Source organism: Claveliimonas bilis, from assembly GCF_020892095.1.
Taxonomy (GTDB): domain Bacteria; phylum Bacillota; class Clostridia; order Lachnospirales; family Lachnospiraceae; genus Claveliimonas; species Claveliimonas bilis.
The window spans coordinates 786,739-812,404 of sequence record NZ_AP024845.1; the positions used below are offsets into that span (position 1 = coordinate 786,739).

A 25,666-nucleotide genomic window follows, 5' to 3' on the forward strand; every position below is an offset into this window, starting at 1 on the left:
TTTCCTCCCTGCTGTTATTCTTATTTTTTGTATTTCCTTTCGTTAGCGTCGGTGTACAAGAACATATATGGTATACTTTTCCCTTATGATTTTTCCAGGATCAGCCTCACGATCATATTTGCCTGATGAGCCGCACACAGCGCCACCCGGGGCGCCATCAGTCCCGGCACCTCCTCTGCCGCGGATGTCTCGTCGCCGCACAGATAAAAATGGTCCGTAATTCTTCTGGTGCGTATTTTATTGCTGTCCCCAAATCCTGCCATGCCGCTTGCCGCCACCAGATATTTCCCCGGAAAATATTCCAGCGCAGAATTGACAAGCATCGCTTTATATTCCGGCACATCAAAAGCTTCGCAGATATAATCGTCTTCCGCAAACAGTTCCCGGACATTGTCCTCCTGTATTTTGATACATTCTGTACGGATATCAAGATATGGATTGATCCTCTGCAGATTTTCTCTTATGGCGTCCGTTTTGTACATTCCGATCTGGCTGATAAAATACTGCTGCCGATTTAAGTTGGTAATATCCACACGGTCAAAATCGATCAAATGCAGATGGCCTACACCGATCCGGGCAAGACTGACTGCAATATTAGAGCCAAGCCCTCCAAGCCCTGCGACCGCCACCCTGGCTTTTCTCAAACTCTCCTGTATCCCGGAGCTGTGCCTTTCCTCCAGAGCCTTTTCTATTTCTTGCTTTGTTATCATCCTGCGGATTCCTTTCCTGTAAATTTAGCCTCCTCCCACAAAACTTACGACTTCCAGCACATCTCCATCCTGCAGGATAATGTCCTGATAGGAAGTCTTGGGGATGATTTCTCCGTTTCGTTCTACTGCAATGCGCTCCATACGATATCCTTTCTCTTCCAGATATTCCTTGAGCGTCTTCCCTTCCAAATGCAGCTCTTCTTTGCCATTTATCCGAACCATTCTCCTTCTCCTTTCCTGCCTCGATATAGAGGAGAAACTGTTCCTATACAAGGAACAAATTTTCACTTCGCGCGACTGCGCATCCCGCGGAGCGTTTATTTAATGGGGAACGAAGTTCCCTGCTAAATAAAAAAAGGTTCACGAAAGAATACACCCGCGGTGGTGCACCCCTTCATGAACCTCTGGCTCACTCTATGTCTGGCAATATTAATTTCCTATCAAATAAAAAAACGGGAAATGGATCTTTGCCCTTTCCCGCACTGAAACAATGTATTTCCCTACGTTGGCATTATCCAAATCAGGTTTCGGGTCGAAGCTTCTCCGCTTCCTCTCAGCCTGTGTACAAGCTCCCCGTTTTCACATGTTTTATATTAAAACTTTCCTTCTCCAATGTCAATACCCAGCCTGGCAAATGTGCAAAGTCAGAAGCTCCTGCTCTCCTGGATCGGAAAACGGATTTCTACAATAAACCATCCATCCTGGATTCCTGCCTCTATGGTTCCTCCCATTCGTTCTGTCAGTTCCTTTGCAATGGAAAGACCGAGCCCGGTAGAGCTGCGGCTCCTTGCCTCATCTGCTTTATAAAAGCGGTCAAAAACATGTTCAACCTCTATTTTTTCCGCTCCATCCACCATATTTTCAAAAGAAAGGACCGCACTTTCCTGACGGCGTTCCAGGCGGATACGGATTTTATTACGCCCATGATCCAGACCGTTTTTTATCAGATTCTGGATCACCCGTTTCAGCGCCGGAACATTTCCTTCCATTTCCAGCTCTTCTTCCGTGATGTAGATCTCCGGCTGTATACCCAATGCCATCCACTCTTCATAATAGGAAAAAATCGTTTCTTTTAATATGCGGCCCAGGCGGCACCGCTCCAGCTCCATCTGGTATCCTCCGCTTTGCAGCTTCGTATAAGTAAAAAGCTCTTCCAGCATATCTTTCAGGCTCCTGATCCTCTCCTGTATGACCTGAAGATATCTCTGCTTCTCTTCCTCGTCTTTACTCTCCTCCAAAAGCTGGAAATAACCGTCCAGTGAAGTCAGCGGAGTACGGATATCATGGGACAGACTGGTATATACTTCAGCAATCTCTTCCTCCTTTTTATCCGATTCCTTCTTCCTCTCCCGCCTTTCCAGGAGCAGCTCATTCAGCTTTTCCGCCAGCTCCTCTATCCCGCCGAAACGGATCTGCGTCGTTACCATCATGTTGCTGTCATGTTCTCTTAAAAACGCGATCTGGCGGCAGATGTCTTTCATCTGCCGCTGATATTTCCAGAGCATACCTGCCAGGATCATGATAAGTATAATAAGCAGGACAATAACGATTATAACGATCATCTTTTTCTCCTTCCGCCTGACGGGATGCTCTTAAAAAACCCTTCAAGCTCCTAAACGTCTCTTTTCTGAAATACTGTGCCTGCAAGAGCAAGGGCGCACACTGTGAAGGCCGCTGCTATGATAAGTGCCGAACGTACATCCGCGCCGCTCATTTCCATAGGGATCATACTGATCTTCCCGGTTACCGTGTGAGCCATAAAGTCAAAACTTTCAAATCCCAGCTTTTGGATCAGAAGGTTCACCATTCCGTAAAGCATCATGGTAAGATTCATGCACAGACATACACCCAGCAGCATACTGAGCACATTGCTTCTTAAGATCACGCTGACTGCTGTCAGAACGATCATAAATGCACAGTGGAGAACTGCCTGAATGCCAAAGTAAGAAAGGAACTCTCCCACATTTCCCCATTCCAGATATCCGAAAAGCACTCTTGCACTTATCACTTCCAGTATTGTAAAAATAACCAGAGTCAGTATGGTATAGAGGACGACTGCCACTGTCTTGGCCGCCACAAGCCCGAACCGGTTCCTTACCTGACCGGCTGTATTCTTTACAAATCCGCTGTTTAAGTCTGCATTGGAAAAAATAACAGTAAAGATCGCAATAAAAAGCGCAATAAATTTCCCCTGCACGTTAGCAAAAAACAGATCATATACTGTTACCCTTTCTCCAGGCGTTGTGGGAAGAGTCACCGTCAGCCCAAGATTCGGCGTCTCGTTCTCCCCTCCTTGGGAATCTGTGTAGCTGACCTCTGCATTTACCGGCGCTGTCTTCATGGCCTCTGTCTCTGCATTGTATTCATCAAAACTCATATAATTGGTAAACAGCACACAAAACACCATCACAAGCATGATGATATAAGCGCTCTTTGTGTGAAACATCCGGTATACTTCCATTTTTATCATATTAAGCATGTGCATTCCCTCCTGTCAGATTGAGAAAATAGGTTTCCAGCTCTTCATTTGTCACAGCAAGTCCTTTCACGGGAATGCCTGCTTTTGCAAATTCCATGTTAAGCCGGGCGCTCTCATCCAGCCGCTCAAACACGTATATATGCTCTTTGTCCATCACCTGGTACCGGCGTATCCCCAGCCGGTCCAGTACCGGAATGGCAAGTTCCGGTGACGAGAGAGTAATCTCCAGCCGCTCGCTGCATCTTTCCCGCAGCTCCTCATCTGTGATCTCCTGCAGAAGGGTTCCCTGATGAATGATCCCGTAATCCGTGGCGATCTTGGACAATTCCTCCAAAATATGACTGGATATGAGGATCGTCATATTTCTCTCTTTGTTCAGCCGCAGGATGGTTTCTCTTACCTCCGCAATCCCCTGGGGATCCAGACCGTTGATGGGCTCATCCAGCACCAGAAGATCCGGCTCGCCGATGAGAGCCATAGCAATCCCAAGCCTCTGCTTCATACCAAGCGAATACCTCTTCACATGTTTTTTCCCTACATCCTTCAGTCCCACAACCTCAAGAAGCTCTTCAATATATCCCTTCTTCTGTACTCCCAGGAGAAGGCATTTCATTTTCATATTATCCCGGGCTGTCATATTTCCATAAAGTCCCGGACCCTCGATCAGACATCCCACTCTGGAACGGATCTGTTTCAGCTCCCTTCCTCTGCAGCCGAACATCTCGATCTCTCCTGCCGTCGGTGAAGCAAGTCCGCCGATCATTCTAAGAGTCGTTGTCTTTCCGGCTCCGTTCCTTCCGATAAATCCGTAAATAGCTCCTCGTTTTATATGCATGCTCACCTGATCGACCGCCTTATGCCTTCCGAACTGCTTTGTCAGGGCGCTGGTGCTAAGTAACAATTCACTCACCGTCTCTTTCACTCCTTTTCTTTTTTATTTACAGGCTACAGTCTAAACTTCTTCCTTTAATCCTTCGCAAATAAATACTAAAGAAAAGGTAAAGATTACTGGCAAATGCGGTATCCGATCCCCCAGATCGTCTCAATGTACTCTGTATCAGACACGCCTTTCAGTTTTTTGCGTATATTGCTGATATGGACATCCAATGTCTTTGTCTCACCCACATAGGGCTCCTGCCATGCATATTCAAAAATTTCCTCCTTACTGTACACCTTCTTCGGATGAGAAAGAAGCAGCTCTAAAATAGCAAACTCCTGTCTGGTAAGGCGGGGAAGCTCACATCCTCCCGCTGTCACCGTAAAGGTATCCTTGTCAAGGGTCATGTCTTTATAGACGATCTTCCGTTCATCCGCCCCTTCCTTTGGTCCTTTTCTCCGAAGCTGCACTTCTATGCGGGCCTGAACTTCACGGATTTCAAAAGGCTTTGTAATGTAATCATCCGCCCCGCTTTTAAGCAGATCGATCTTATCATCCAGCATATCCCTTGCGGTGAGAACAATCACGGGAGTGTCTCCCTTCCCCCTGATCTCTTCAAGCACCTTCTCCCCCGGAATACCGGGCAGCATCAGATCCAGTAGCACCAGATCATAGTCTTCCATTTTCATAAGAAGACGGGCCTCTGTTCCGGAAAATGCCTGGCTGCACTCATACCCTGCCTTTTCCAGTGCTTCTTTCAGAAGATTGTTAATATTTGTATCGTCATCTATGATAAGAATACGCTCCACTTCCGCGACTTCTCCTTTCATGTCCACTCCTCAAAATCCTCTGCTTTTGAGGTCTTCTCTCCGAGTTAATATTACGATAGCAATTGTGCCACTTCCCACCAGGAAAGTCAACCGGCGCATTGACTGGCCATATATGGATAGGCCGAAGATGCGTTATAAAAACTTTACATTAAGGCTTTTAAATGCTATAATAAACAAACTTTTACGGTAAAGGAGGCAAAATATATGGACAGTTGTGATAATCAAGGTCAACGTGCATACAGCGATGGGAACGACTTGAATTATATTTCAAGTGTCTGTATTTATGCCCTTTTGTAATATATTTAAGCCTTTTCCATCGTCAGAGAATCTCACAACCATATGTGTTTGTGCAGCATTTAGCTGTGATGGATTTTTTATGCCCTTTTTTGGGAGATAGGAGGCTTAATTTGAAAAGAAAAAATATCTTAACGGACATTCGCTCAATCAATTCTTACAACATCGAAGAAATCGGCAGCCTGATTACAACAAATTATATTAAAATATCCCGGGAATTGTCTGTCCGCCAGGCAATGCGGGAACTGATCAAAGAGGCAGGGAAGCATGATAATATTTCAACCATCTATGTAGTCGATCAAAACGACCGATTTTATGGTGCGATTGATCTGAAAGATCTGATTGCTGCCAGAAAATACGATTCTCTGGACAACATTATCACCCGATCCTACCCTTATCTTCTCGATCATGAAAATATATCGGAGAATATAGAAAAGATCAAAGATTATGGACAAGATTCTCTTCCCGTATTAACCAGTGAAGGAAAAATACTCGGCATCTTAACATCTCGGGATATGCTCGAAGTTATAGATGATGAAATGGGCGACGACTATGCAAAACTTGGCGGCTTAACGAAAGAAGAAGATTTAAAAGAGACAACAAAAGAAAGTATGAAAAAGCGCCTTCCATGGCTCATTATCCTATTGTTTTTGGGTATGGGCGTTTCTACAGTGGTCGGAGTTTTTGAAAATATTGTTGCGGTACTGCCCATTATTATTTGTTTCCAATCATTAATTTTAGATATGGCCGGGAATGTGGGAACACAGTCTCTGGCAGTAACGATAAGGGTTCTTATGGATGAGGAAATGGACGGAAAGGATAAGCTTTCCCTTGTTATAAAGGAATTAAAAATCGGATTGGGGAATGGTATCCTGCTTGGATTTCTGTCTTTATTTTTCCTTGGAATATATATTTATTTCTTTAAAAATTACCGCTTTTTTCATGCATTGATGATATCCGGATGTGTCGGTACGGCATTATTGGTGTCTATGGCCATATCAAGCCTGGTCGGAACGCTGATTCCGCTGTTTTTTCATAAAATCAAAGTGGATCCTGCAATAGCGTCAGGCCCGCTCATTACAACCGTCAATGATCTGGTAGCCGTCGTCACTTATTATGGACTGTCATGGCTCTTCCTGATTCAATGGAGACATTTCATATAAATGTTTCAGGCTTTGAAAGCAGGAAAGAGCCGATACAGATATGATTTTCCGGTTGCCATCATTTGTCAGTATGCTATAATTTTGTCATATAAATCTCCGGACGAAGGGTCTATATCATATATAGAAGCCTCTTGTCCGGAAAATCTGGAGAAAGAAGGAATCTATATGAGTTTATTCGAGAATAAAAAAATTGCCGTGGTCGGTCTTGGCGGAGTGGGCGGCTACATAGGCGCTCTGCTTGCCGATACCTATCCCCATGTCTCCTTTGTTGCCAGAGGCGCACGGAAGAAGGCCATTGATGAACATGGTCTAATCCTCCACAGTGATTACCGTGGAGAGCGTATCGTTCATCCGGAAAAAACAGTGGAGTCTGCTGAAGATCTGGAGATACAGGATTACATTTTTATCTGTGTCAAAAATTATTCCCTGCAGGACGCCTGTCTTTCCATGAAAAACTGCGTCGGCGATCACACAGTCATTGTCCCCGTAATGAACGGGGCTGACCCGGCAGACAGGGTCAGAGGATATTTATCTCATGGAACGGTGATCGATTCTCTCATTTACATTGTCGCATTTGCCAATGCGGATTTCTCCGTCACTCAGCAGGATCAGTTTGCCAATCTCCATGTGGGGATTCAAAATGCCTCTGAAGCACAGTGGGAGATCATCCTTTCCGTTTCCAGGCTTTTAAACGGCGCCGGCATTGACTGCGAAGCTGATCGGGATATCCAGGCTGAAATCTGGAAAAAATATATCCTGAACTGCGCTTACAATGTAGAAACGGCCCTCTATGACAATACCATCGGACAGCTCAGATCCGATCCGAAAAAAGCGGCCGAATATGAAGCTCTGGTAGAGGAAGCCTACCAGGTGGCTCTTGCAAAGGGAATACATGTAGAACCCAAACACCGGGATGCGATCCTTCACCGCTTCTATTATGAACTGGCTGATAATGCCACCAGCTCTCTGCAAAGAGATGTAAATGCAGGCCGCCAGACAGAGCTTGAAACCTTCAGCGGCTATATTGTAAAAGAATCAAAACGGCTTCAGATCCCGGCTCCGGTATCCGAGCGCATGTACGGACAGCTGGGTGAAATCTGCCATAAAGATGGAAAGGCGGGAACAAAATGAAACGGCTGCTGGATTATCTGAAAAAACATCCTGTGATCACAATACTGGCACCTCTTTTCAAAATGCTGGAAGCTACATTTGAATTGTTCGTCCCTCTTGTTGTGGCACAGATGATTGACGTAGGAATTGCCGGAAATAATGGGGCATATCTGTGGAAAATGGGCGGTCTTTTGATCCTCCTTGGAATCATCGGGTTCTCCTTTTCCCTGACAGCCCAGTATTTTGCTGCCAAATCCGCTATCAGCGCCGGAATGGCTATGCGCAGTGACCTTTTCGCTCATATTAATACCTTGTCCTACCAGGAAATTGACGCCATCGGCACTTCTACCTTGATCAACAGGATGACAGGTGATGTCAATCAGGTGCAAAACGGCGTCAACATGTTTCTCCGGCTTTTTCTGCGCTCTCCTTTTGTAGTACTGGGAGCAATGGTGATGGCGTTTACAGTAGACGTAAAAGCGGCCCGTCCTTTCGCTGTTACCATTCCGGCTCTTTTGATCGTTGTATTTATTATTTTGCTGGCAAGCATGCCCCTTTATAAAGCGGTGCAGAAACAGCTGGACCGGGTTCTTTTGTCCACCAGAGAAAATCTCCTTGGCATCCGGGTAGTCCGCGCATTCGGCAGACAAAAAGAAGAAATGGAACATTTCCGCCAGGAGACAGACCAGCTGTACGGAAAACAGATCTTTGTAGGGAAAATATCAGCGCTTTTAAATCCTCTTACTTATGTCATTATTAATTTGGGGATTATTGCTGTCCTTTACTTTGGAGGCATACAGGTAAACGAAGGAAGCCTTACCCAGGGACAGGTTATTGCCCTCATCAACTATATGTCACAAATCTTAACCGAACTCATTAAGCTTGCTAATCTGATCATTCTTTTGTCCAGATCTCTGGCAAGTCTTGGCCGTGTAAACGCCCTGTTTGACGTACAGACCTCCATTCCAAAAGAAGGAGAAGTTTTCGCACCCGACCCCGGGGTAAATTGTGCTGGGGCAAACTGCGCTGCTGTAGAATTTGAACATGTGAGCTTCTCCTATGCCGGATCGAAAAGTGCAGCTTTGAAAGATCTAAGTTTCCAGGCCATGCCCGGGGAAACCATCGGCATTATCGGCGGAACAGGTTCCGGCAAGTCCACACTTGCCAGTCTGATCCCGCGATTTTATGAATGTTCCGAAGGGACGATCCGCCTTTTTGGACAAGACATCCGCTCCTTCGCCCCGGCCTCCATCCGAAAACATATCGGAATTGTTCCCCAGAAGGCTGCCGTATTCTCCGGCTCCTTAAGAGAAAACATGCAGTGGGGAAAAAAAGATGCCTCCGATACAGAAATCTATCAGGCTCTTACCATCGCCCAGGCCCGGGAGTTTGTGGATGCCAAAAAGGAAGGACTGGATCTTATGATCCAGCAGCAGGGGAGCAACTTATCCGGCGGTCAGAAGCAGCGCCTTACCATCGCCCGGGCACTGGTGGGAGCTCCTTCAATCCTTATTCTGGACGACAGCGCTTCCGCTCTTGATTTTGCCACAGATGCAAGGCTTCGGAAAGCAATCCGGGAAAATACCGGAAATACCACTGTATTTATTATTTCCCAGCGAGTATCTGCTGTTAAAAATGCGGACCGCATTCTGGTTATGGATGACGGCCGGATCGCCGGATGCGGCACACATCGGGAACTTTTGGATTCCAATGAAATTTATCAGGAAATCTGTGCTTCACAGCTTTCCGGAAAGGAGGCAGTTGCCAATGTCTGAAAAAATTTCATCTACGGACAACGCTCCGGACCAAAAATCGAAAAACAGACAGACGCTGAAGCGGATCCTCCGCCATATCCGCCCTTACCTGGGATATGTTATCCTGTCTTTGCTCCTTTCCGCTTTTACCGTTGCTTTGACTCTCTATGTCCCCATTCTTACGGGGCGGGGCGTGGACGCCATTGCCGGAAAAGGAGCTGTGGATTTTGACGCCCTCCTGGCCGTCATTTCTTCTATCATGATTTCCGTTATCCTTACCAGCGCCGGTCAGTGGATCATGAATCACATCAACAACAAAATTACCTATCATATTGTAAAAGACCTGCGCGTGCAGGCATTTGAAAAGCTGCAAAAACTGCCTCTTTCCTATGTGGACCGCCATTCTTCCGGAGATCTGATCAGCCGTATTATTACAGATATCGATCAGTTTTCTGACGGTCTTTTGCTTGGATTTACCCAGCTTTTTACAGGGGTTGCAACCATTGCGGGAACCATCTGCTTTATGCTTGCCATCAATCCTTTCATTGCGCTTGTGGTGATCGTTCTAAGCCCCCTGTCCTTCCTGCTGGCAAATTTCATATCTAGGAAATCTTTTGCCATGTTCCAAAAACAGTCCCAGACCCGCGGAGAGCTGACCGGATTTACCAATGAAATGCTGGGCGGGATCAAGGTTGTCCAGGCTTTCGGCCACCAGGATGAGGCACAGAAAACATTTGATGAGATCAATGAACGGCTTTCCGGCTATTCGCTGAAAGCCACTTTCTTCTCCTCTATTACCAATCCGGCCACCCGGTTTATGTACTCCTGCATCTATGCGGGCGTCACCATTGCCGGATGTTTCGGAACGATTCACGGCATGCTGACTGTTGGACAGCTGTCCAGCTTTTTAAGTTACACAAACCAGTACACAAAACCCTTTAATGACATCACAAGCGTTATGACAGAATTTCAAAATTCTCTCGCCTCAGCCGGTCGTGTCTTTGAGCTGATAGACGAGCCGGATGCGCCGAAAGAACCGGAAGACGCTGCCGCACTTCATGATCCTAAAGGTGAGATTAAAATCAGTCACGTGGATTTCTCCTACGTACCTGAAAAACCTCTGATACGGGACCTGAACCTTTCCGTGCGTCCCGGTCAGCGTATTGCGATCGTAGGACCTACCGGATGCGGAAAGACAACTGTCATCAATCTTCTGATGCGCTTCTATGATGTGCAGTCGGGATCCATCGAGGTAGACGGGCATGATATCCGCCGGCTCACCCGCCATTCCCTTCGGACAAGTTATGGAATGGTGCTTCAGGAAACGTGGCTGAAATCCGCTTCCATCCGGGACAACATTGCCTACGGAAAGCCTGACGCCTCCATGGAAGAAATCATTGCCGCTGCCAAAAAGGCACATGCCCACAGCTTTATCATGCGTATGCCGGAAGGATATGATACGGTCATCAGCGAAGGAGGAGAAAATCTTTCTCAGGGGCAGAAGCAGCTGCTTTGCATTGCGCGTATCATGCTCTGTCTGCCGCCAATGCTGATCTTAGATGAGGCGACTTCTTCCATCGATACGATGACAGAAATCCGGATCCAGCGCGCTTTTGAAACTTTGATGAAAGGGCGCACCAGCTTCATTGTAGCTCACCGCCTCTCTACCATCCAAAGCTCAGATGTGATCCTCGTCATGGATCAGGGACATATTGTGGAGCAGGGCACTCACCAGGAGCTTCTTGAAAAGGGCGGCTTCTACGCGAAGCTCTACAACAGCCAGTTTGCGGCAGATACGTAAAGAAAGATTTTTTCAAAATTAACGGTTGACATTACTGTAATCTTATAATATAATTATTTTTGCTGTGAGAGATTACAGCAAAGATGTGGGCGTAGCTCAGCTGGATAGAGCGTTTGGCTACGGACCAAAAGGTCGGGGGTTCGAATCCTCTCGCCCACGCGCCTAAAGCACTGTAGAAACTACAGTGCTTTTTTCTTTTTAACATTCACAAAATGCTTTCCCTTTTTTCACATATATTTAATATTACATTCACATTTTAAACACAAATACGCGGTATATTATAATTGTTCAAAGGATAAAACCTTTGACAATATAAATTTTCTTTTTCATAATTTCCCCCTCCGGTCAGAGTTCCCCGCTCTGACCTTTTTTTGTGCGAAAAAACGCTACCAAAATGCAGGCTAAGGCAGTATAATAAATTCTGTTATATATTGATAAAGGACGGTGAAATCGATTGACAAAAAAAATTGCTGTAATCAACGATCTATCAGGGTTTGGACGTTGTTCCCTCACCGCGGCTATTTCAGTTATCTCCGCTATGGGAGTACAGCCCTGTCCGCTTCCGACTGCAATCTTAAGCGCACAGACCGGATATGACAATTATTATTGTGACAGTTATACAGATAAAATGCCTCTGATACGGGCGGAATGGGAAAAGATGGGCGTAGCTTTTGACGGTATCTATACTGGCTTTCTCGCCGATGAGCGGCAGGTGAATCAGATATATATGTTTCTTGAAAGCTTTCTGAAAGAACATACTTTTCTCCTGGTAGATCCCGTGCTGGGCGGCGACGGAAAGCCTCACTCCCTTTTTACGCCCCGGCTTCTTGAAAAAATGAAGGAGCTCTGTTTCAGGGCAGATATTATCACTCCCAATCTGACTGAGCTTTGTCTGCTCACCGGAGCGGATTATGAAGAGCTTTCACAGATCGGGACACCTTTTCTCCTCATGGAGGTGGTTGCTGAACTTGGCAGATCGCTTTTTCAGGAACGTCTCCACCAGGTTCTTGTCACAGGGATCCGTTATACAGATGAAGACGGTGTTGATCAGATGGGAAACCTCTTTCTGTCCGAAAAGGATCAGAAGCTGATCCCCTTTCCGTATATCGGAGGAAGCTATTCCGGCACAGGCGATCTGTTTGCCTCCTGCATTGCCGCCGGCATTGCCAGAGGAGATACACCGGAAACGGCAGCAGAGCTGGCTGGCGAATTTATCAGCTTGGCCATTGCTGATTCCATCAAAGAACAGGTGCCTCGCAACGACGGTGTCAATTATGAAAAATACCTGTCTATGCTTGCATCTTCTTAGAACAAAGAGACAGAGTAAAAACTCTGTCCCTTTTTGAACTAATGAAATCCTCTATATCGATTTAAGCAGGCATACAGCTCCTGCTTCCTTGCCATGGCAAGCGATACAGGAACATAAGAACCTTTCACCAGACTTACCAGGCCCTTCTTTTCCATCTCACTCCAAAGTTCTTCTGCCAGCTCTTCCAGGCTTTTCTTATTTCCTGTTTCCATTTTATCTATCACATTTTTCAGAGCATAACTTAGGGCCGCTGTCTGCTCGCCGTCTGTGATCTGCTCCACATATTTCAGCTCTACTGTATCTTTTCCAAGGGAAAAGCTGTCTTTCCCAAACTGTTTTATCTTAATCTGTCCGTGCTTTTTCTCAATTTTTCCAATCCTTGGATGTCTGGACATTTTTTCCCATTTCAAAGTATTTTCCGTTTCTTTGCGGTGCATTTCCATAAAACTTTGCTCTTTGGCATTTTGGCTGCAGATTGTACGAACCTGTTCTGTAATATCCTTGGCCCGATAGGTATCCATCTGAATGATCTTATCAGCAATGTAAAAATAAGCCCCCGAACTTCCGGCCACCAGAATGACAGAGATTCCTTTTTCTTCATAGAGCTTTCTTGCCTGCTCAATAAATGGGGTGATCGGCTCCTGCTCTCTGGCGATCACAGACTGCATCAGCGCATCTCTCACCATGAAATTCGTAGCAGAAGTATCTTCATCAATAAGAAGCGCTCCTGCTCCCGCTTCCACTGCCTCTACTGCATTTGCAGCCTGCGAGGTGGAACCGCTGGCGTCTTCTGTCGAGAAGTCTACCGTATCTTTCCCGTTTGGAAGGTGATTGATAAAAGGTGAAATATTCACATGAGAGACTGCTCTTCCATCCTCCGCACGGATTTTCATTGCCGTATCATCCGTAATAACATACTCTCTTCCGTCGCCGGCAATGTGATTATACACACCTAACTCCAGCGCCTTTAAGAGCGTAGATTTTCCATGGTAGCCGCCGCCCACGATCAGCGTGATCCCTCTTGGGATACCCATGCCGCGTACTTTCCCTCTGTAGGGAAGGTCCAGTTCTATCTCCATACTTTTTGGGCTTTCAAATACAACTGCCTTTTTCATAGGTTTGTCAGAAACGCCGCTTTCCCTTGGAAGAATGGAACCATTTGCCACAAACGCTGCAAGATTCCTTTTTTTCAACTCTTCCCGGATGTAAGTCTGATCCTGCGCCAGCTCTGTCACCTTCCGAACAGTCTGACTGTTCAGACTTTTATAATACAGCGCTTTTTTCACACACTGCGGAATGTAATCAAATAAAATCTTCTTCAGCTCCGGTGCATTGATGGTTCTTCCGTTGGCAGGGAAGCCTACCTCAAAGCGCACCAGGATCCGTCTTTCATTCATTTCAAGCGCCGTGCGCTCCAGCACCTGCTGCCCACATCTGCTGATACTGATCAGACCGCTCTTTCCGGATCCTTTAGCCTGAAACATATAGGCAGAAATCTGCCGTCCAAATTCTCTCGTCAGATAATCCTGAAGAGCAATTCTTTTATCTTTTCTGTTGTACAGCTCTTCCGGAAAGCCTGCTGTCTTTGAAGCGATCTCCACACTCAGTTTGGAAGGACCGGCAAAAGGGTCTCCCTGGACATGGTCGATGTGGAGGATGTACCCCGGAAACTGCCAGCTTCCTGCAAGACTTTTATATGCCGGATAACTTTTCCGATGTATATTCATAAGCTGCTGCTCTAACTGTACCGATGTATTCATACTACACTCCCTGCTCTCTGAATTGGATGGTTCCTGTTTTTTCATCCATTGCATCTACAATCGCCAGTGACTCCAGCTGATATCCGAGATTCCGGATAATGCTTCCCCCTGCCTGGAATCCTTTTTCTATGACAATGCCGATTCCTTCCACTGTAGCTCCGGCCATCTGTACAATCTGGATCAGTCCCTGAAGCGCACATCCGTTGGCAAGGAAATCATCTATGATCAGAACATGGTCCTCTTCATTTAAAAATTTCTGTGATACGATCACCTGATTTTTACACTTGTGAGTAAAGGACTCTACTTCCGCTACATACATTTCTCCTTCCAGATTAATACTCTGGGTTTTCTTTGCAAATACGACAGGCACCTGAAAATGCTGGGCTGCCACACAGGCAATCCCTATACCGGAAGCCTCGATCGTCAGGATTTTATTGATTGGTTTTTGTGCAAATCTTCTTTTAAACTCTGCTCCAATCTGATCAAACAGCTGAATGTCCATCTGATGATTCAAAAAGCTGTCTACCTTCAACACATTCCCTTCTTTGATAATTCCATCTTTTACTATACGTTCCTCTAAAAAATTCATCATCATTCCTCTTTTGCATCTTTTTGGTTTTAAACACTATTATAGGAGAAAATATCATGCTTGACAATCTGTTTTTTCGGCAATTTCCCATTCCCGACAGATTAACACTTCCCTCCTTTTTCATGCAGATAAAAGGGTAGCGTCGGTGTACAAGGGGCAATACCCCTTGTACACCGACGCTACCCAAATCCGTTGACACATAAAAACAGACGCTGTATCATCCAAATAGATATATATGCCGTCAGAAAGGCAAAAACACAAAAAAGAGGTGTGTATTTTGTATGTGGATTTTATTTGCCTTTGGTTCCGCCTTCTTTTCAGGATTAACTGCTATTCTTGCAAAATGCGGGATTCAAAAAACAGATTCAACTGCAGCAACCGCAGTGAGGACGATTATCGTCTTAATTTTTTCATGGATCATGGTTTTTATTGTCGGCTCACAGGATACTATAACAAATTTGTCCGTAAAGACATGGATCTTTTTAATCCTTTCCGGTTTATCTACAGGCGCCTCCTGGCTCTGCTATTTCAGGGCATTACAGATCGGAAATGTCAACAAAGTAGTTCCTATTGATAAATCAAGTACGATCCTGACTATGCTGCTTGCATTTGTCTTTTTCCACGAAGGTTTCACATGGCTAAGCGGCACAGCGGTCATATTGATCGCAGTTGGGACAATGTTAATGATTGAAAAAAGAGATGTTGCTGCAGAAGAACATATCAGCGGAAAAGGATGGCTGGTTTATGCTGTTCTGTCTGCTGTATTTGCCAGTTTGACTTCGATCCTGGGAAAGATCGGAATAGAAAATGTAGAATCAAATTTAGGCACGGCAATCCGTACCGCAGTCGTTCTTATCATGGCCTGGATCATTGTCTTTGTTACAGGAAAATCTGATAAACTTCATAAAATCCCAAAACGGGAACTATTATTTATATGCTTATCCGGAATCGCTACCGGCGGCGCGTGGCTCTGCTATTATCGGGCGTTGCAGGACGGACCTGCAAGTGTTGTCGTTCCGATTGATAAATTAAGCATATTGGTAACCATTGCCTTTTCTTATATCGTGTTCAAAGAAAAACTGTCAAAGAAGTCCGGCCCGGGCCTTTTGCTGATCGTGTTGGGTACTTTTTTGATGATAGTCCCAACACTCTCAGCCTGATAAGTTTAGTTTTTAGCTGCTTCATTGACACAGCGGAGTCCATTGAGGCTCCTTGGATAACCAAGATACGGGAGACACTGTGAAATGATCTGAATCAGAAATCCTTTATCATTTCCCACCATCATATTTCCTGCCGCATGGCTGGTAAGCTGCGGCTCACAGCCGCCCTGTGCCAGAAGGAAACAAAATGTGATCATTTCCCGCTGCCTGTTGTCCAGTCCTGTCCTTGTATAATAATCTCCAAAACAGTTATCCGACAGCCACCGATTGATGTGTCTGGATTCTTCCGGTCCTGAATTTGCAAATCCCTTCATACCGTCTCCGAAAATATCCACCTGTGTCTGTTCGCCCTTCTCCAGGCGGTCTTCTCTGCCTGTAGTAGCCTGCCCCGGAAGCGGAAGCTCAATTCCCCTCTCTTCGAATATTTCATTGGTCTTATTGATAAACGGAAGGACGCGCCCGATCCCCAGATAAGCCACAGCCTGATAGACAATTTCCTTTATCTCAACCGGAGTCACACCGGCATTCAGAGCTGCCGGCAGCACAATTTCGAACGTATCGAGTCCCTGACACCCAATCAGAGCTGCAAGAACCGCCATCATACGTGTACGGTCATCAAGGTCATCATTGTTTACCACCTCATCAAACGCAAAGTTCTGGAAAAAATCCGAAAATTCCGGATCTGTTTCCGCCAGTCCCAACCCTTTTGCTCCAAAAAATTTTTCACAATAACTTTTTGCCTTCTCGGTCATTTCTGATTCCTCCTATTCTGCTTTATGTGAATGTCAGCGTCGGTATATACTGCTCATACACCGCTGCTGTCAGACCTTACACTTATATGTTAATACTGCAGCAAAAAAAGTCTAATACTTTGTCTGAATACAATATCATGCTCTCCTGGCATAGTTCTGATGATCTACTCTGCTTTTTTCACCGCTTTGAGAAATCTTTTTACAAGCTCCGACGGTTCTGTAGAATACAGAATGCCGTATGGGATCGTATATTTCCATTCCACAGGAATAATTTTCAACAGAGGGTGAGCGTCTTTCCAATTTTCAACAGCCATCAAAATTTCATTACTGTTCTCACACCGATTAAAAATCTCCATACTGTAGATATCAAAGTCAACCACTCGGATCTGGGGATGATTTTTCCAGATATCATCCCGAAGCTCATCTACATAGTTGCTCCAGCCCCGGTGCATCATAAGAAAATTCTCTCCGTACAGATCCTGAAAGGTCAGCGTTTCTTTTGAGGCAAGGCGATGATTAAGTGATACTGCACAGCAGATCCTCTGTCTCGAAATTTCCATTCCCTGACATTGCCTAAGCTTCAGCATTGTCTCATCAAAAATGCCTCCCACGATATCTATATTCGTTCCCAGATTTTTTAAAATTTCCCGTGCACTCTCCTGACTGTTCATATAAGGGATCATCTGCAGTCTGATATCAGGATAATCTTTACGGACTTTCGCCCACATCTGTATTACCGGGGCGGCCGGCGTCATTGGAGATGTGCCGATACGGATCACATTATCTTTTTCTTCCATAGCTCTCTTTGCCCGCTCCACAGAGTCTTTGCAGTACTGAATGATATATTTCGCATCTTTGTACAAAGATTTCCCGGCTTCTGTCAGAATCAGTCCTCTGTGTGTCCTTACAAACAGCTGAACTTCCAGATCCTTTTCCAGGAGATTGATCTGTTTCGTAACTGCCGGCGGAGTAATATACAGAGCTTCCGCCGCCTTATTAAAGCTTCCTAAATCCGCTACAACGATAAATGTTTCAAGCTGCAAATTATACATAGACCCGTCTCCTCTCTTATATGTCTGCCATCTGTCTTAGAGCCGGTTCTGTGTAAAACTCCTGTCCTTTTCCTTCCGGCTGCCATAGTAAAACTATAATGCCGCCGGCTGGAATCTGTCAACATTACTTACTGAAAAGCCACCCCATAATCTCTTCATCTGCCGCAAAAAGATTTCCTCCTCCATGCTGATATGATAACCCTGCAAAATAATCGGCATCTTTTATATCCAAAACCAACAGTTCATTTATCTCTTCTTCTGTCAGTCCTTCTTCCATATACATATCATGCAGCGTCTCATAGGCTTCGCGGGTCGGTTCAGATCCATAATACTCATCATCTTCTCCAATCACAAAATATACTGGCGTTTTATTTTTTATCACGGGAGCATAGTCTCCGTCCCACTGGGAGCTGCACTGAAGATAAGCCGTAAATAATTCCGGACGTTTCCCCATCACAAGGGACATCGTCTCGCCTCCTCCCGAGTATCCCTCCCCGTACACTTTTGACTCATCGATATTATAGTTTGCAAGGAAATACTCTGTAAGAGCAATGGTCTGGTCTGCCGATGTCTCATCCCAGCCAGAGAGCTGCGGCGCTACGACGATCATATCCTGCACATACTTTTGCGCCTCAAATCCAAACTCTTCACTGTACAGATTTTGACCTACTCCCTGAAAATACAGACCCTCATATCCCGGCAGGGTAAGAAACAGCCCATAGGGCCTGCTTCCGTCATAACTGTCCGGAACATACAGATTGTAATGGATATCCCCTTCGCTTTCTGAATGAAGAACATTATCCAGAATAAATCCGCGGTATTCCTGTGTCCCCTCTGTCACAGAGTCCTGTCCCCCGATCTCCTCATCCTGTACTGTCTCTGTCTCCGGCATTTGCTCCTGATCTTCTTTATTTTCAGTCCCTGCATCGCTGCATCCGCTTAACGCTGCCGCAAGAGCGACCAGCAGAATACCAAGTTTCATTTTCTTCATAATCCTATCCCTGCCTTTCTGCTATTTCTATCTGCTTTTTCTAACTTACAGTATATCCGGAAAACACCAGGGGGAGAATCTATGTCTTAGTTGCGCTGTTCATACCTAAAGGTTTCAACCGCTTTTTCTATCTTTCCTTTCCCGCAAAATGTGATATAATAACCCCATTGTGGTTATTATAGACGCACATAAAGCGGTTTCTTAAAAACCGCCGGAAACCCTAAAACAGACTGAAAAGAGGGAAGGTTATCCGATACGTCAAATGTGATAACAACTTCTTAGACACAACAGAAAGGGGAGAACGAAATATGTATGTTGTAGATAAATATATTGATCACGTAAAAGAAGAAGCCATCAACCGCCCGGAGAAAAGCTGGGATAAGATCCTTCTCGGCTTCCGGGCAAATAAATGGCGCATGAAGCTTCTGCCTAACCGGAATCTTTCAAGAGGTTATCAGAAGCTGGAAACAATGATGATGAGCCTTGTAGCTGATTCTTTAAGCCGAGAGGGCAGCTATGTATGGGGGAATATTTTTGCTCCCTGCGAGCTGATGCAGTGCTTTGGCCTTCACACCCTTTCCATTGAATGCCTCTCCTGTTATATGAGCGGTTACCATCTGGAAGACTATTTTATCGACTATGCACAGAATATCGGAATTGCCCCCACTCTATGTTCCTATCACAAAACTTTTGTAGGCGGAGTGGAAAGCAAAGTTGTAAAGAAGCCGGAATATGCTGTGACTACTTCTCTGTCCTGCGACGGCAATTTAAATACCTTCCGCTATCTGGAAAAAAAGGCCCATGTGCCTTTTACCTTTCTGGACGTCCCGTATTCTGATGACAAAGAATCCATCGCCTATCTGGCCGACCAGCTTAGAGCATTTACCAAAGTTCTGGAAGAGCGTACCGGCAAAACATTCCAAGAGGAAAAACTGCAAAAAATACTCCGTACGGAAAACGAGACGCGCCGGGAACTGAAGAAATTTTTCGAATATCAAAAGAACTATTATTATCCCGGCGAACTGATCAGCCATCTCTATATGATGATGGGAATGCATCTTCTCATCGGCACAGAGGAATTTCTTGATCTCATCCGCTTTATGAATGAAGAAATTCAGCAGGGAGAACCTTTTACCGGGAAAAAGATCCTGTGGATTCATCTCCTTCCTTTTTATCAGGAAAGTCTGAAGGAATATTTCAACAGCAACAGAGACTATCAGATCATTGCCAGTGATATCATTCTGGATTTCATGGATGAACTGGATACCGAACATCCCTTTGAGGCTCTCGCCGGAAAGATCATTAAGAATCTGTACAACGGCTCCTACGCCCACAAAGCAGAAATGATCGGCCAGCTTGCAGACCGGCTGAAACCGGATGCCGTCATCCACTTCTGCCACTGGGGATGCAAACAGGCCTCAGGCGGAAGTATCCTTCTGAAGGAAAAAATGCAGAAAATGAATATTCCTATGCTCATTCTTGACGGTGACGGAATTGACAAAAGAAACAGCCACGATGGCCAGATCAAGACCCGGCTGGAAGCATTTCTAGAATTGATCGGAACAGGAGAAAAGACCACATGTTAGGATATATCTGTAAATACGCGCCCATAGAAGTCTTTCTTTCTATGGGAACGGAAATGAAACGAATCGAACCTTCTGTCACGAATTTTACGCAGGCAGACATGAAAATGCATCCTAATATATGCAGCTTTGCAAAAGGAGTTCTGGAGGATGTCCTGGCAAATGATTATGAAGGTGTTATCCTCACCACCTGCTGCGACAGCATCCGAAGGCTCTATGATGTGCTGAAAGCCGAGCTTCCGGATAAATTCATCTATATTCTGGATACGCCACGCATCACAAAAGAAGCCGGAATCACGCTCTATGAAAACCGTATCCGCAAAATGATACAGGCCTATGAAGCTTTTTCCGGCAAAACATTTCAGGAAGAGGCTCTCGGCGAGCTCCTGAAACAACACAAGGAAGCCCAGAGCATTCAGTTAAAGCCGGGCAAAAAGAATATCGGAATTGCAGGAGCGCGGGCAAACGAAGCAATCCTGCACATTTTAAATGAGAAAGGCGCCAATGTTGCTTTCGATCTTACCTGCACCGGACTGATGCGAAAATATATTCTGGAACCGGGCCAGATACTTACCGGATATACAAGAGGGCTGTTAAGCCAGTTCCCCTGTATGCGCATGGAAGCTGCTGCCGGTAGAGACGAGCTTATTTCCCGGTATGCACAAAGCGCAGATGGTATCATTTACCACACTGTCCAGTTCTGTGACAATTATTCCTATGAGTATGCCTGGCTGAAAAACGTACTGAACCGCCCCATGCTCCAATTGGAAACCGACTACACCAAACAAAGCTACGGACAGGTTCTGACAAGGATTGAGGCATTCCTGGAATCACTGACACCGACAGGACCTTCAAAATCACCGAAAAGAAAGGATATCACTGAAACTATGTATGTCATGGGAATCGACAGCGGCTCCACCTCCACCAATGCGGTAATCATGAATGAAAACCGGGAAATTGTCGCCTCGGCAGTTGTACGGACCGGGGCTAAATCAGGTGAGAGCGCGCAGAAAATATTAAATGAAATTCTGCAGAAAGCAGGATGCAGCAGGGAGGATATCTCCTGGATCGTATCCACCGGGTACGGGCGGGTGAGCATTCCCTTTGCAGATGAAAATGTAACAGAAATCAGCTGTCACGGGCGGGGCGCTCATTATTTTAATCCAAAGGTAAGGACTATCCTGGATATCGGCGGTCAGGACAGCAAGGCAATTCGTTTAAATGAAGCCGGAGAAGTTGCCGACTTTGTCATGAATGACAAGTGTGCCGCCGGAACCGGTCGTTTCCTGGAAATGATCGCCCGGACACTGGAAATCGATGTAGACGAACTTGGACCAATTGCCCTGAAATCCACAGAGGACATTGAAATCACCAGCATGTGCTCTGTATTTGCAGAGTCCGAGGTTATTTCCCTGATCGCCAATAATAAGGAAAAATCAGATATTGCCAACGGTGTCTGTCATGCTATCGCCAACAAATCCTATTCCCTCCTGAAGCGTGTCGGCATGGAAGAAGAATTTATGATGACAGGCGGCGTTGCCAAGAACCCCGGCGTTGTCAGAGCAGTAGAAGAAAAGATCCAGTCCAGGCTTTATATCTGTCCGGAGCCTGAAATTGTAGGCGCCGCCGGCGCTGCCCTCTACGCCTTGGACCAGATATTGAGGTAAAAATTACAAAAATACACGGGGTAAAATGCAGTTTGACACGTAGTAAAGTTAAAAAATACTACGTGTCAAATTAAGTTATACCCTGTGTATTTTTGATCTATTCTGCCCGAAGCGCCGCCACCGGATCGCTCTTGGCAGCCTTTTTAGACGGAATCAGTCCGCCCAGCAAAGTCAGTACAACACTCAATGTGATCAAAATAAATGCGGCCCCTACAGGAAGTACTGCGCTGACATCCGTTGTCCCCGCCAGATAATGGATCAGCGCATTACCCGGAATCAGCAAAAGGAGTGTGATCACAATCCCCAATACACCGGCGCAAAGGCCGATAATGAAAGTTTCCGCATTGAATACCTGGGAAATATTTCCCTTTGATGCTCCGATCGCCCGCAGGATCCCGATTTCTTTTCTTCTCTCAAGCACGCTGATGTAAGTAATGACTCCGATCATTATCGATGAAACAACGAGCGAAATCGCTACAAAAGCAATCAGTACATAGCTGATAATATCAATAATATCTGTTACAGAAGACATCAATGCGCCTACCATATCAGTGTAGGTGATTACCTGTTCTTCTTTGCCCGCCTTCTCCATGTCAGCGTTATAATGATCCAGAATTTTTACAACTCCTTCTTTGCTCTCAAAATCTTTCGGGTATATGTCAATTTGGCTTGGCACATTAAAGTCCACATACCCCAAATCCCGAAGATTTCCTTCATAAGAAGCACTTTCTGCAGAACTCATGGACATCATCAGCTCTGCAAATTCCTGTCCGCTCATATTCATAGTGAACGCATTGGCAAATGCATCTGCATCAATCGTAAGTGCATTTTGTATATTTGTTCCTATTCTTGCCGCCGCCTGACTCATAGCGTCTGTCATACCGGTGCTGATCTGGGCCATGATCTGTTCCATAGCAGATCCGATCTGTGTCTGGAGAGACTGCGCAACGGTTCCGCCATAGGAAGCCATTGCCTGCTGCATATATGCTTCAAGAGAACCGGAAATCTGCTGCTCCAGTCTATCGGCATCCACCATACTAAGCATAGCCTCAGTCAATTGGTTCTGTGCCCCATCTGTCCCCAGATACGCCATAAAATGTTCTCCCATCTTACTGGGATCTGCAAGACCGTTTGCCGCCGCATAAGTCTGATATCCGTTCCCCAGCTCTTCTGCCAGTTTTGCAATCTGATCTGAAGTTATACTGATATCTCCGCTGATCTTGAAAATTTCAGAACCCCATTTTGACAAAATGCTTTGTGCCTCAGATGTTCCAAGATACTCTAAAAGATATTCATCAAATTTATCAGGATCTGTGTACCCTTGTGCTTCAGCGTAACTTTGATATCCCTGGAGAATTTCCTGAAACATGCTTCTTATCTGATCCGGCACTGCAGTAATATTTCCATTTGTCTGAATGATATCCTGTATATTCCGGATCAGGATTTCCTGTGCTTCACTTGTATTAAGGTAGGCAAGAAAATCCTCTCCCAGAGTAGAATAATCCGCCTCCGGATGCGAAGCCGCATACTCCTGGTAACCAGAAAGCAGTCCTGTTACTATCTGTCCCAACTCTTCTGCCGACATATCCAGCTTGATACTTCCCATCAGTTCATCCAGTCCAAGCTGCGGGGCATCGGGCATATCCAGTTTAATATTTTTCAGATCAATCATATTTGACAGATCCAGGCTGCTGCCCGCCGGCATTTCCGAAAGGTCAAACGCTCCCTGAAGCCCTTCGCTAAAGGCATCCTCATTGAAGCCAAAAGCATCCTGAAGTACATCTGCATTGACCGAAACAAGAGAATCCATATCAAACTGATCCTCGCCGCTTTCTTCCCCGAAAGGTTCATTCGTAAAGACATTAATGTTTTTATTGCTTAACTGATTCTGAACAATCTCACTGTCCTTGGCCTTCTGTGCAACGTGTTTTGTCAGATCCGGCATATATCCGATCCCGGTCATAAGAAGTGTTCCTTTGGCATCCTCTGCCGGCTGTACCACTCCTACAATCTTTAAGTCCTCACCCTTATCTACCAGGTTTTTCATGTATTCTTCGTTATCTGTCTTATCTCTCCATACCTTGTACTGACTGTCATACTCGTAATAATCGGAGCTGTTTACCAACTTAAATGTCACTCCCAGAATGTCCTCATACGTATAGGAGCCCATATCTGAAGGAATCTCCACATCCTCCTCATTGGCAAACTGGCGGATCATCTCATCCAGCTCCATAGAATCTCTAAGACCCATGGAATACAGCATAAAATCACTGATACCGCCGCCAGAGGTAAGGACAAGCACGCATTCATCATATCTTTCAGTCCATCTTCCAGCCTTTACTTCATACTGTGGTTCATAGAGATCTGTATCCTCCGGCATTTCATAAAATACATCTGTACTCATCATAGAAGACATCATGCTGTTTGAAGCTGATGAGGATCCCAGCCCCAGAGAAGCAAAGGATTGATCAGGATTTACCTGCCGGATGTCCTCTCCGTCCTGCCGATAAATCTGAGGTGTTGTATTGTAGGAATATTCAATGGCATTTACATACTGGTCAATATTGCTCTCTCCACTGTCCAGATAGGTTTTCAGGGATTGCAGATCATTCGTATCCATAGTGGAAAACATATTGGTAAGCACATCAATAACTTCTATATCCCCGGCTTTTTCTTCTGTCTGTCCGGAACTGTCCGCGCCGCCAGATCCATCTTCTACCATGGAACTAAGATCTAAACCTGTGCTCAATATCTGAAGCGGATATTCCGACAAGGTTTCTTCTTCCACACTTTGGATATAATCATTCACTCCATTTGACAATGACAGGATCAGAGCAATTCCAATGATTCCGATGGAGCCTGCAAACGCCGTCAGAATCGTGCGGGCCTTTTTTGTCTTAAGATTGTTAAAACTTAGAGAAAGAGCCGTCAGAAAAGACATGGATGCCTTTCCCATGTTCTCATGCCGTGGTTCTTCCGGCTCCGTTTCCGGCTCAAAAGGATCGGAATCCGCCCTGATCTGTCCATCCTTTAATTTCACGATTCTCGTAGCATATTCATCTGCCAGTTCCGGATTATGAGTAACCATAACCACCAGTCGATCTTTTGCCACCTCCTGGAGAAGTTCCATAACCTGAATACTGGTTTCACTGTCCAGCGCCCCTGTAGGTTCATCTGCCAGAAGAATATCCGGATCGTTCACCAGGGCTCTTGCAATAGCAACCCTCTGCATCTGCCCGCCTGACATCTGACTTGGCTTTTTGTGAAGCTGCTCTCCAAGCCCTACCTGTTCCAATGCTTTTCTTGCTCTTTCTTTTCGCTCTGCGGGGCCTACTCCTGAAATTGTCAATGCCAGCTCCACATTGGAAAGTACGCTCTGGTGAGGAATAAGATTATAACTCTGAAATACAAATCCAATCGTATGATTCCGGTAGGAATCCCAGTCTTTATCTTTATATTTTTTTGTGGAAATGCCGTTAATGATCAGGTCGCCGCTGTCATAGCGGTCCAGCCCGCCGATAATATTAAGAAGTGTTGTTTTCCCCGATCCGCTTGGTCCTAAAATCGCCACAAATTCATTATCTCTCAAATTCAGGCTGACATCGTCCAGGGCTTTCTGAACCAGATTCCCGGTTCTGTATTCTTTACGGATATGTTGAATTTTAAGCATGCCTTCATCTCCCTTTTAATTATGTACGCCCCCCCGCACAATAATAAAATTACCCGTATGATAAGAGTATAGGTGATTTTCTTTCAATTCACAACCATATTATTCACAAAAAAGT

At 45.4% G+C, this 25,666-nt stretch carries 19 protein-coding genes, 1 tRNA gene, 1 pseudogene and 1 riboswitch; of the genes and pseudogenes, 9 read left to right on the plus strand and 12 right to left on the minus strand.

Features of this window, described 5'->3' with window-relative positions; genetic code table 11:
* Positions 1 to 83: 83 nt before the first annotated feature.
* The 6 genes from thiF to EUBC25_RS03950 form a co-directional block, all read right to left on the minus strand.
* Positions 84 to 710, minus strand: coding sequence for a sulfur carrier protein ThiS adenylyltransferase ThiF (gene thiF, locus EUBC25_RS03925; protein WP_230106913.1), 627 nt, complete (start codon positions 708 to 710; stop codon positions 84 to 86).
* Between the two features lie 24 nt (positions 711 to 734).
* Positions 735 to 932: a sulfur carrier protein ThiS gene (gene thiS, locus EUBC25_RS03930; protein ID WP_230106914.1), complete on the minus strand. Its 198-nt coding sequence runs from the start codon at positions 930 to 932 to the stop codon at positions 735 to 737.
* A gap of 258 nt (positions 933 to 1,190) precedes the next feature.
* Positions 1,191 to 1,296, minus strand: a riboswitch (TPP riboswitch).
* A 58-nt stretch (positions 1,297 to 1,354) separates the two neighbouring features.
* Positions 1,355 to 2,272 carry a sensor histidine kinase gene (locus EUBC25_RS03935; RefSeq protein WP_230106915.1) on the minus strand — a complete coding sequence of 306 codons (918 nt, stop codon included), beginning with the start codon at positions 2,270 to 2,272 and terminating at the stop codon, positions 1,355 to 1,357.
* Positions 2,273 to 2,322: 50 nt separating this feature from the next.
* On the minus strand, positions 2,323 to 3,189 hold the full coding sequence (locus EUBC25_RS03940) for an ABC transporter permease (protein WP_230106916.1): 867 nt from the start codon (positions 3,187 to 3,189) through the stop codon (positions 2,323 to 2,325).
* On the minus strand, positions 3,182 to 4,099 hold the full coding sequence (locus tag EUBC25_RS03945) for an ABC transporter ATP-binding protein (protein ID WP_230106917.1): 918 nt from the start codon (positions 4,097 to 4,099) through the stop codon (positions 3,182 to 3,184). Before EUBC25_RS03945 ends, EUBC25_RS03940 begins: the two co-directional genes overlap by 8 nt.
* Positions 4,100 to 4,194: 95 nt before the next feature.
* The gene (locus EUBC25_RS03950) at positions 4,195 to 4,896 is read right to left on the minus strand and encodes a response regulator transcription factor (RefSeq protein WP_230106918.1); all 702 of its coding nucleotides are present in this window, start codon (positions 4,894 to 4,896) and stop codon (positions 4,195 to 4,197) included.
* Positions 4,897 to 5,327: 431 nt separating this feature from the next.
* On the opposite strand from EUBC25_RS03950, the pseudogene EUBC25_RS03955 reads away from it, so the two are divergent.
* The 6 genes and pseudogenes from EUBC25_RS03955 to EUBC25_RS03980 all read left to right on the plus strand — a co-directional run.
* A pseudogene (locus EUBC25_RS03955) lies at positions 5,328 to 6,353 on the plus strand (magnesium transporter); the annotation flags it as partial.
* Between the two features lie 165 nt (positions 6,354 to 6,518).
* The gene (locus EUBC25_RS03960; RefSeq protein ID WP_230106919.1) at positions 6,519 to 7,484 is read left to right on the plus strand and encodes a ketopantoate reductase family protein; all 966 of its coding nucleotides are present in this window, start codon (positions 6,519 to 6,521) and stop codon (positions 7,482 to 7,484) included.
* Complete coding sequence (locus EUBC25_RS03965) at positions 7,481 to 9,238, plus strand: ABC transporter ATP-binding protein (protein ID WP_230106920.1); 1,758 nt, start codon at positions 7,481 to 7,483, stop codon at positions 9,236 to 9,238. Before EUBC25_RS03960 ends, EUBC25_RS03965 begins: the two co-directional genes overlap by 4 nt.
* Complete coding sequence (locus EUBC25_RS03970) at positions 9,231 to 11,018, plus strand: ABC transporter ATP-binding protein (RefSeq protein WP_230106921.1); 1,788 nt, start codon at positions 9,231 to 9,233, stop codon at positions 11,016 to 11,018. The genes EUBC25_RS03965 and EUBC25_RS03970 overlap by 8 nt, the downstream gene beginning before the upstream one ends.
* An 85-nt stretch (positions 11,019 to 11,103) precedes the next feature.
* A tRNA-Arg gene (locus tag EUBC25_RS03975) sits at positions 11,104 to 11,177 on the plus strand.
* A gap of 295 nt (positions 11,178 to 11,472) precedes the next feature.
* Positions 11,473 to 12,327 carry a pyridoxamine kinase gene (locus tag EUBC25_RS03980; RefSeq protein ID WP_230106922.1) on the plus strand — a complete coding sequence of 285 codons (855 nt, stop codon included), beginning with the start codon at positions 11,473 to 11,475 and terminating at the stop codon, positions 12,325 to 12,327.
* Between the two features lie 38 nt (positions 12,328 to 12,365).
* On the opposite strand, the gene EUBC25_RS03985 is transcribed toward EUBC25_RS03980, so the two are convergent.
* A complete protein-coding gene (locus EUBC25_RS03985; RefSeq protein ID WP_230106923.1) occupies positions 12,366 to 14,087 on the minus strand; it encodes an ABC-ATPase domain-containing protein in 1,722 nt (573 codons plus the stop codon).
* 1 nt (position 14,088) lies between these two features.
* On the minus strand, positions 14,089 to 14,676 hold the full coding sequence (locus EUBC25_RS03990) for a xanthine phosphoribosyltransferase (protein WP_230106924.1): 588 nt from the start codon (positions 14,674 to 14,676) through the stop codon (positions 14,089 to 14,091).
* Positions 14,677 to 14,957: 281 nt separating this feature from the next.
* On the opposite strand from EUBC25_RS03990, the gene EUBC25_RS03995 reads away from it, so the two are divergent.
* Complete coding sequence (locus EUBC25_RS03995) at positions 14,958 to 15,836, plus strand: EamA family transporter (RefSeq protein ID WP_230106925.1); 879 nt, start codon at positions 14,958 to 14,960, stop codon at positions 15,834 to 15,836.
* 5 nt (positions 15,837 to 15,841) lie between these two features.
* Here the strand turns inward: EUBC25_RS03995 and EUBC25_RS04000 are convergent, their stop codons facing one another.
* From EUBC25_RS04000 to EUBC25_RS04010, 3 genes are all read right to left on the minus strand, one after another.
* Complete coding sequence (locus tag EUBC25_RS04000; protein ID WP_230106926.1) at positions 15,842 to 16,588, minus strand: carboxymuconolactone decarboxylase family protein; 747 nt, start codon at positions 16,586 to 16,588, stop codon at positions 15,842 to 15,844.
* Between the two features lie 164 nt (positions 16,589 to 16,752).
* Complete coding sequence (locus EUBC25_RS04005) at positions 16,753 to 17,640, minus strand: LysR family transcriptional regulator (protein ID WP_230106927.1); 888 nt, start codon at positions 17,638 to 17,640, stop codon at positions 16,753 to 16,755.
* 124 nt (positions 17,641 to 17,764) lie between these two features.
* Complete coding sequence (locus tag EUBC25_RS04010; protein WP_230106928.1) at positions 17,765 to 18,631, minus strand: prolyl oligopeptidase family serine peptidase; 867 nt, start codon at positions 18,629 to 18,631, stop codon at positions 17,765 to 17,767.
* A gap of 308 nt (positions 18,632 to 18,939) precedes the next feature.
* Between EUBC25_RS04010 and EUBC25_RS04015 the strand changes: the two genes are divergently transcribed.
* On the plus strand, positions 18,940 to 20,217 hold the full coding sequence (locus tag EUBC25_RS04015) for a 2-hydroxyacyl-CoA dehydratase subunit D (protein ID WP_230106929.1): 1,278 nt from the start codon (positions 18,940 to 18,942) through the stop codon (positions 20,215 to 20,217).
* On the plus strand, positions 20,211 to 21,881 hold the full coding sequence (locus EUBC25_RS04020; protein ID WP_230106930.1) for an acyl-CoA dehydratase activase: 1,671 nt from the start codon (positions 20,211 to 20,213) through the stop codon (positions 21,879 to 21,881). The genes EUBC25_RS04015 and EUBC25_RS04020 overlap by 7 nt, the downstream gene beginning before the upstream one ends.
* Before the next feature lie 97 nt (positions 21,882 to 21,978).
* On the opposite strand, the gene EUBC25_RS04025 is transcribed toward EUBC25_RS04020, so the two are convergent.
* Complete coding sequence (locus EUBC25_RS04025) at positions 21,979 to 25,551, minus strand: ABC transporter ATP-binding protein/permease (protein WP_230106931.1); 3,573 nt, start codon at positions 25,549 to 25,551, stop codon at positions 21,979 to 21,981.
* Between the last annotated feature and the right edge of the window lie 115 nt (positions 25,552 to 25,666).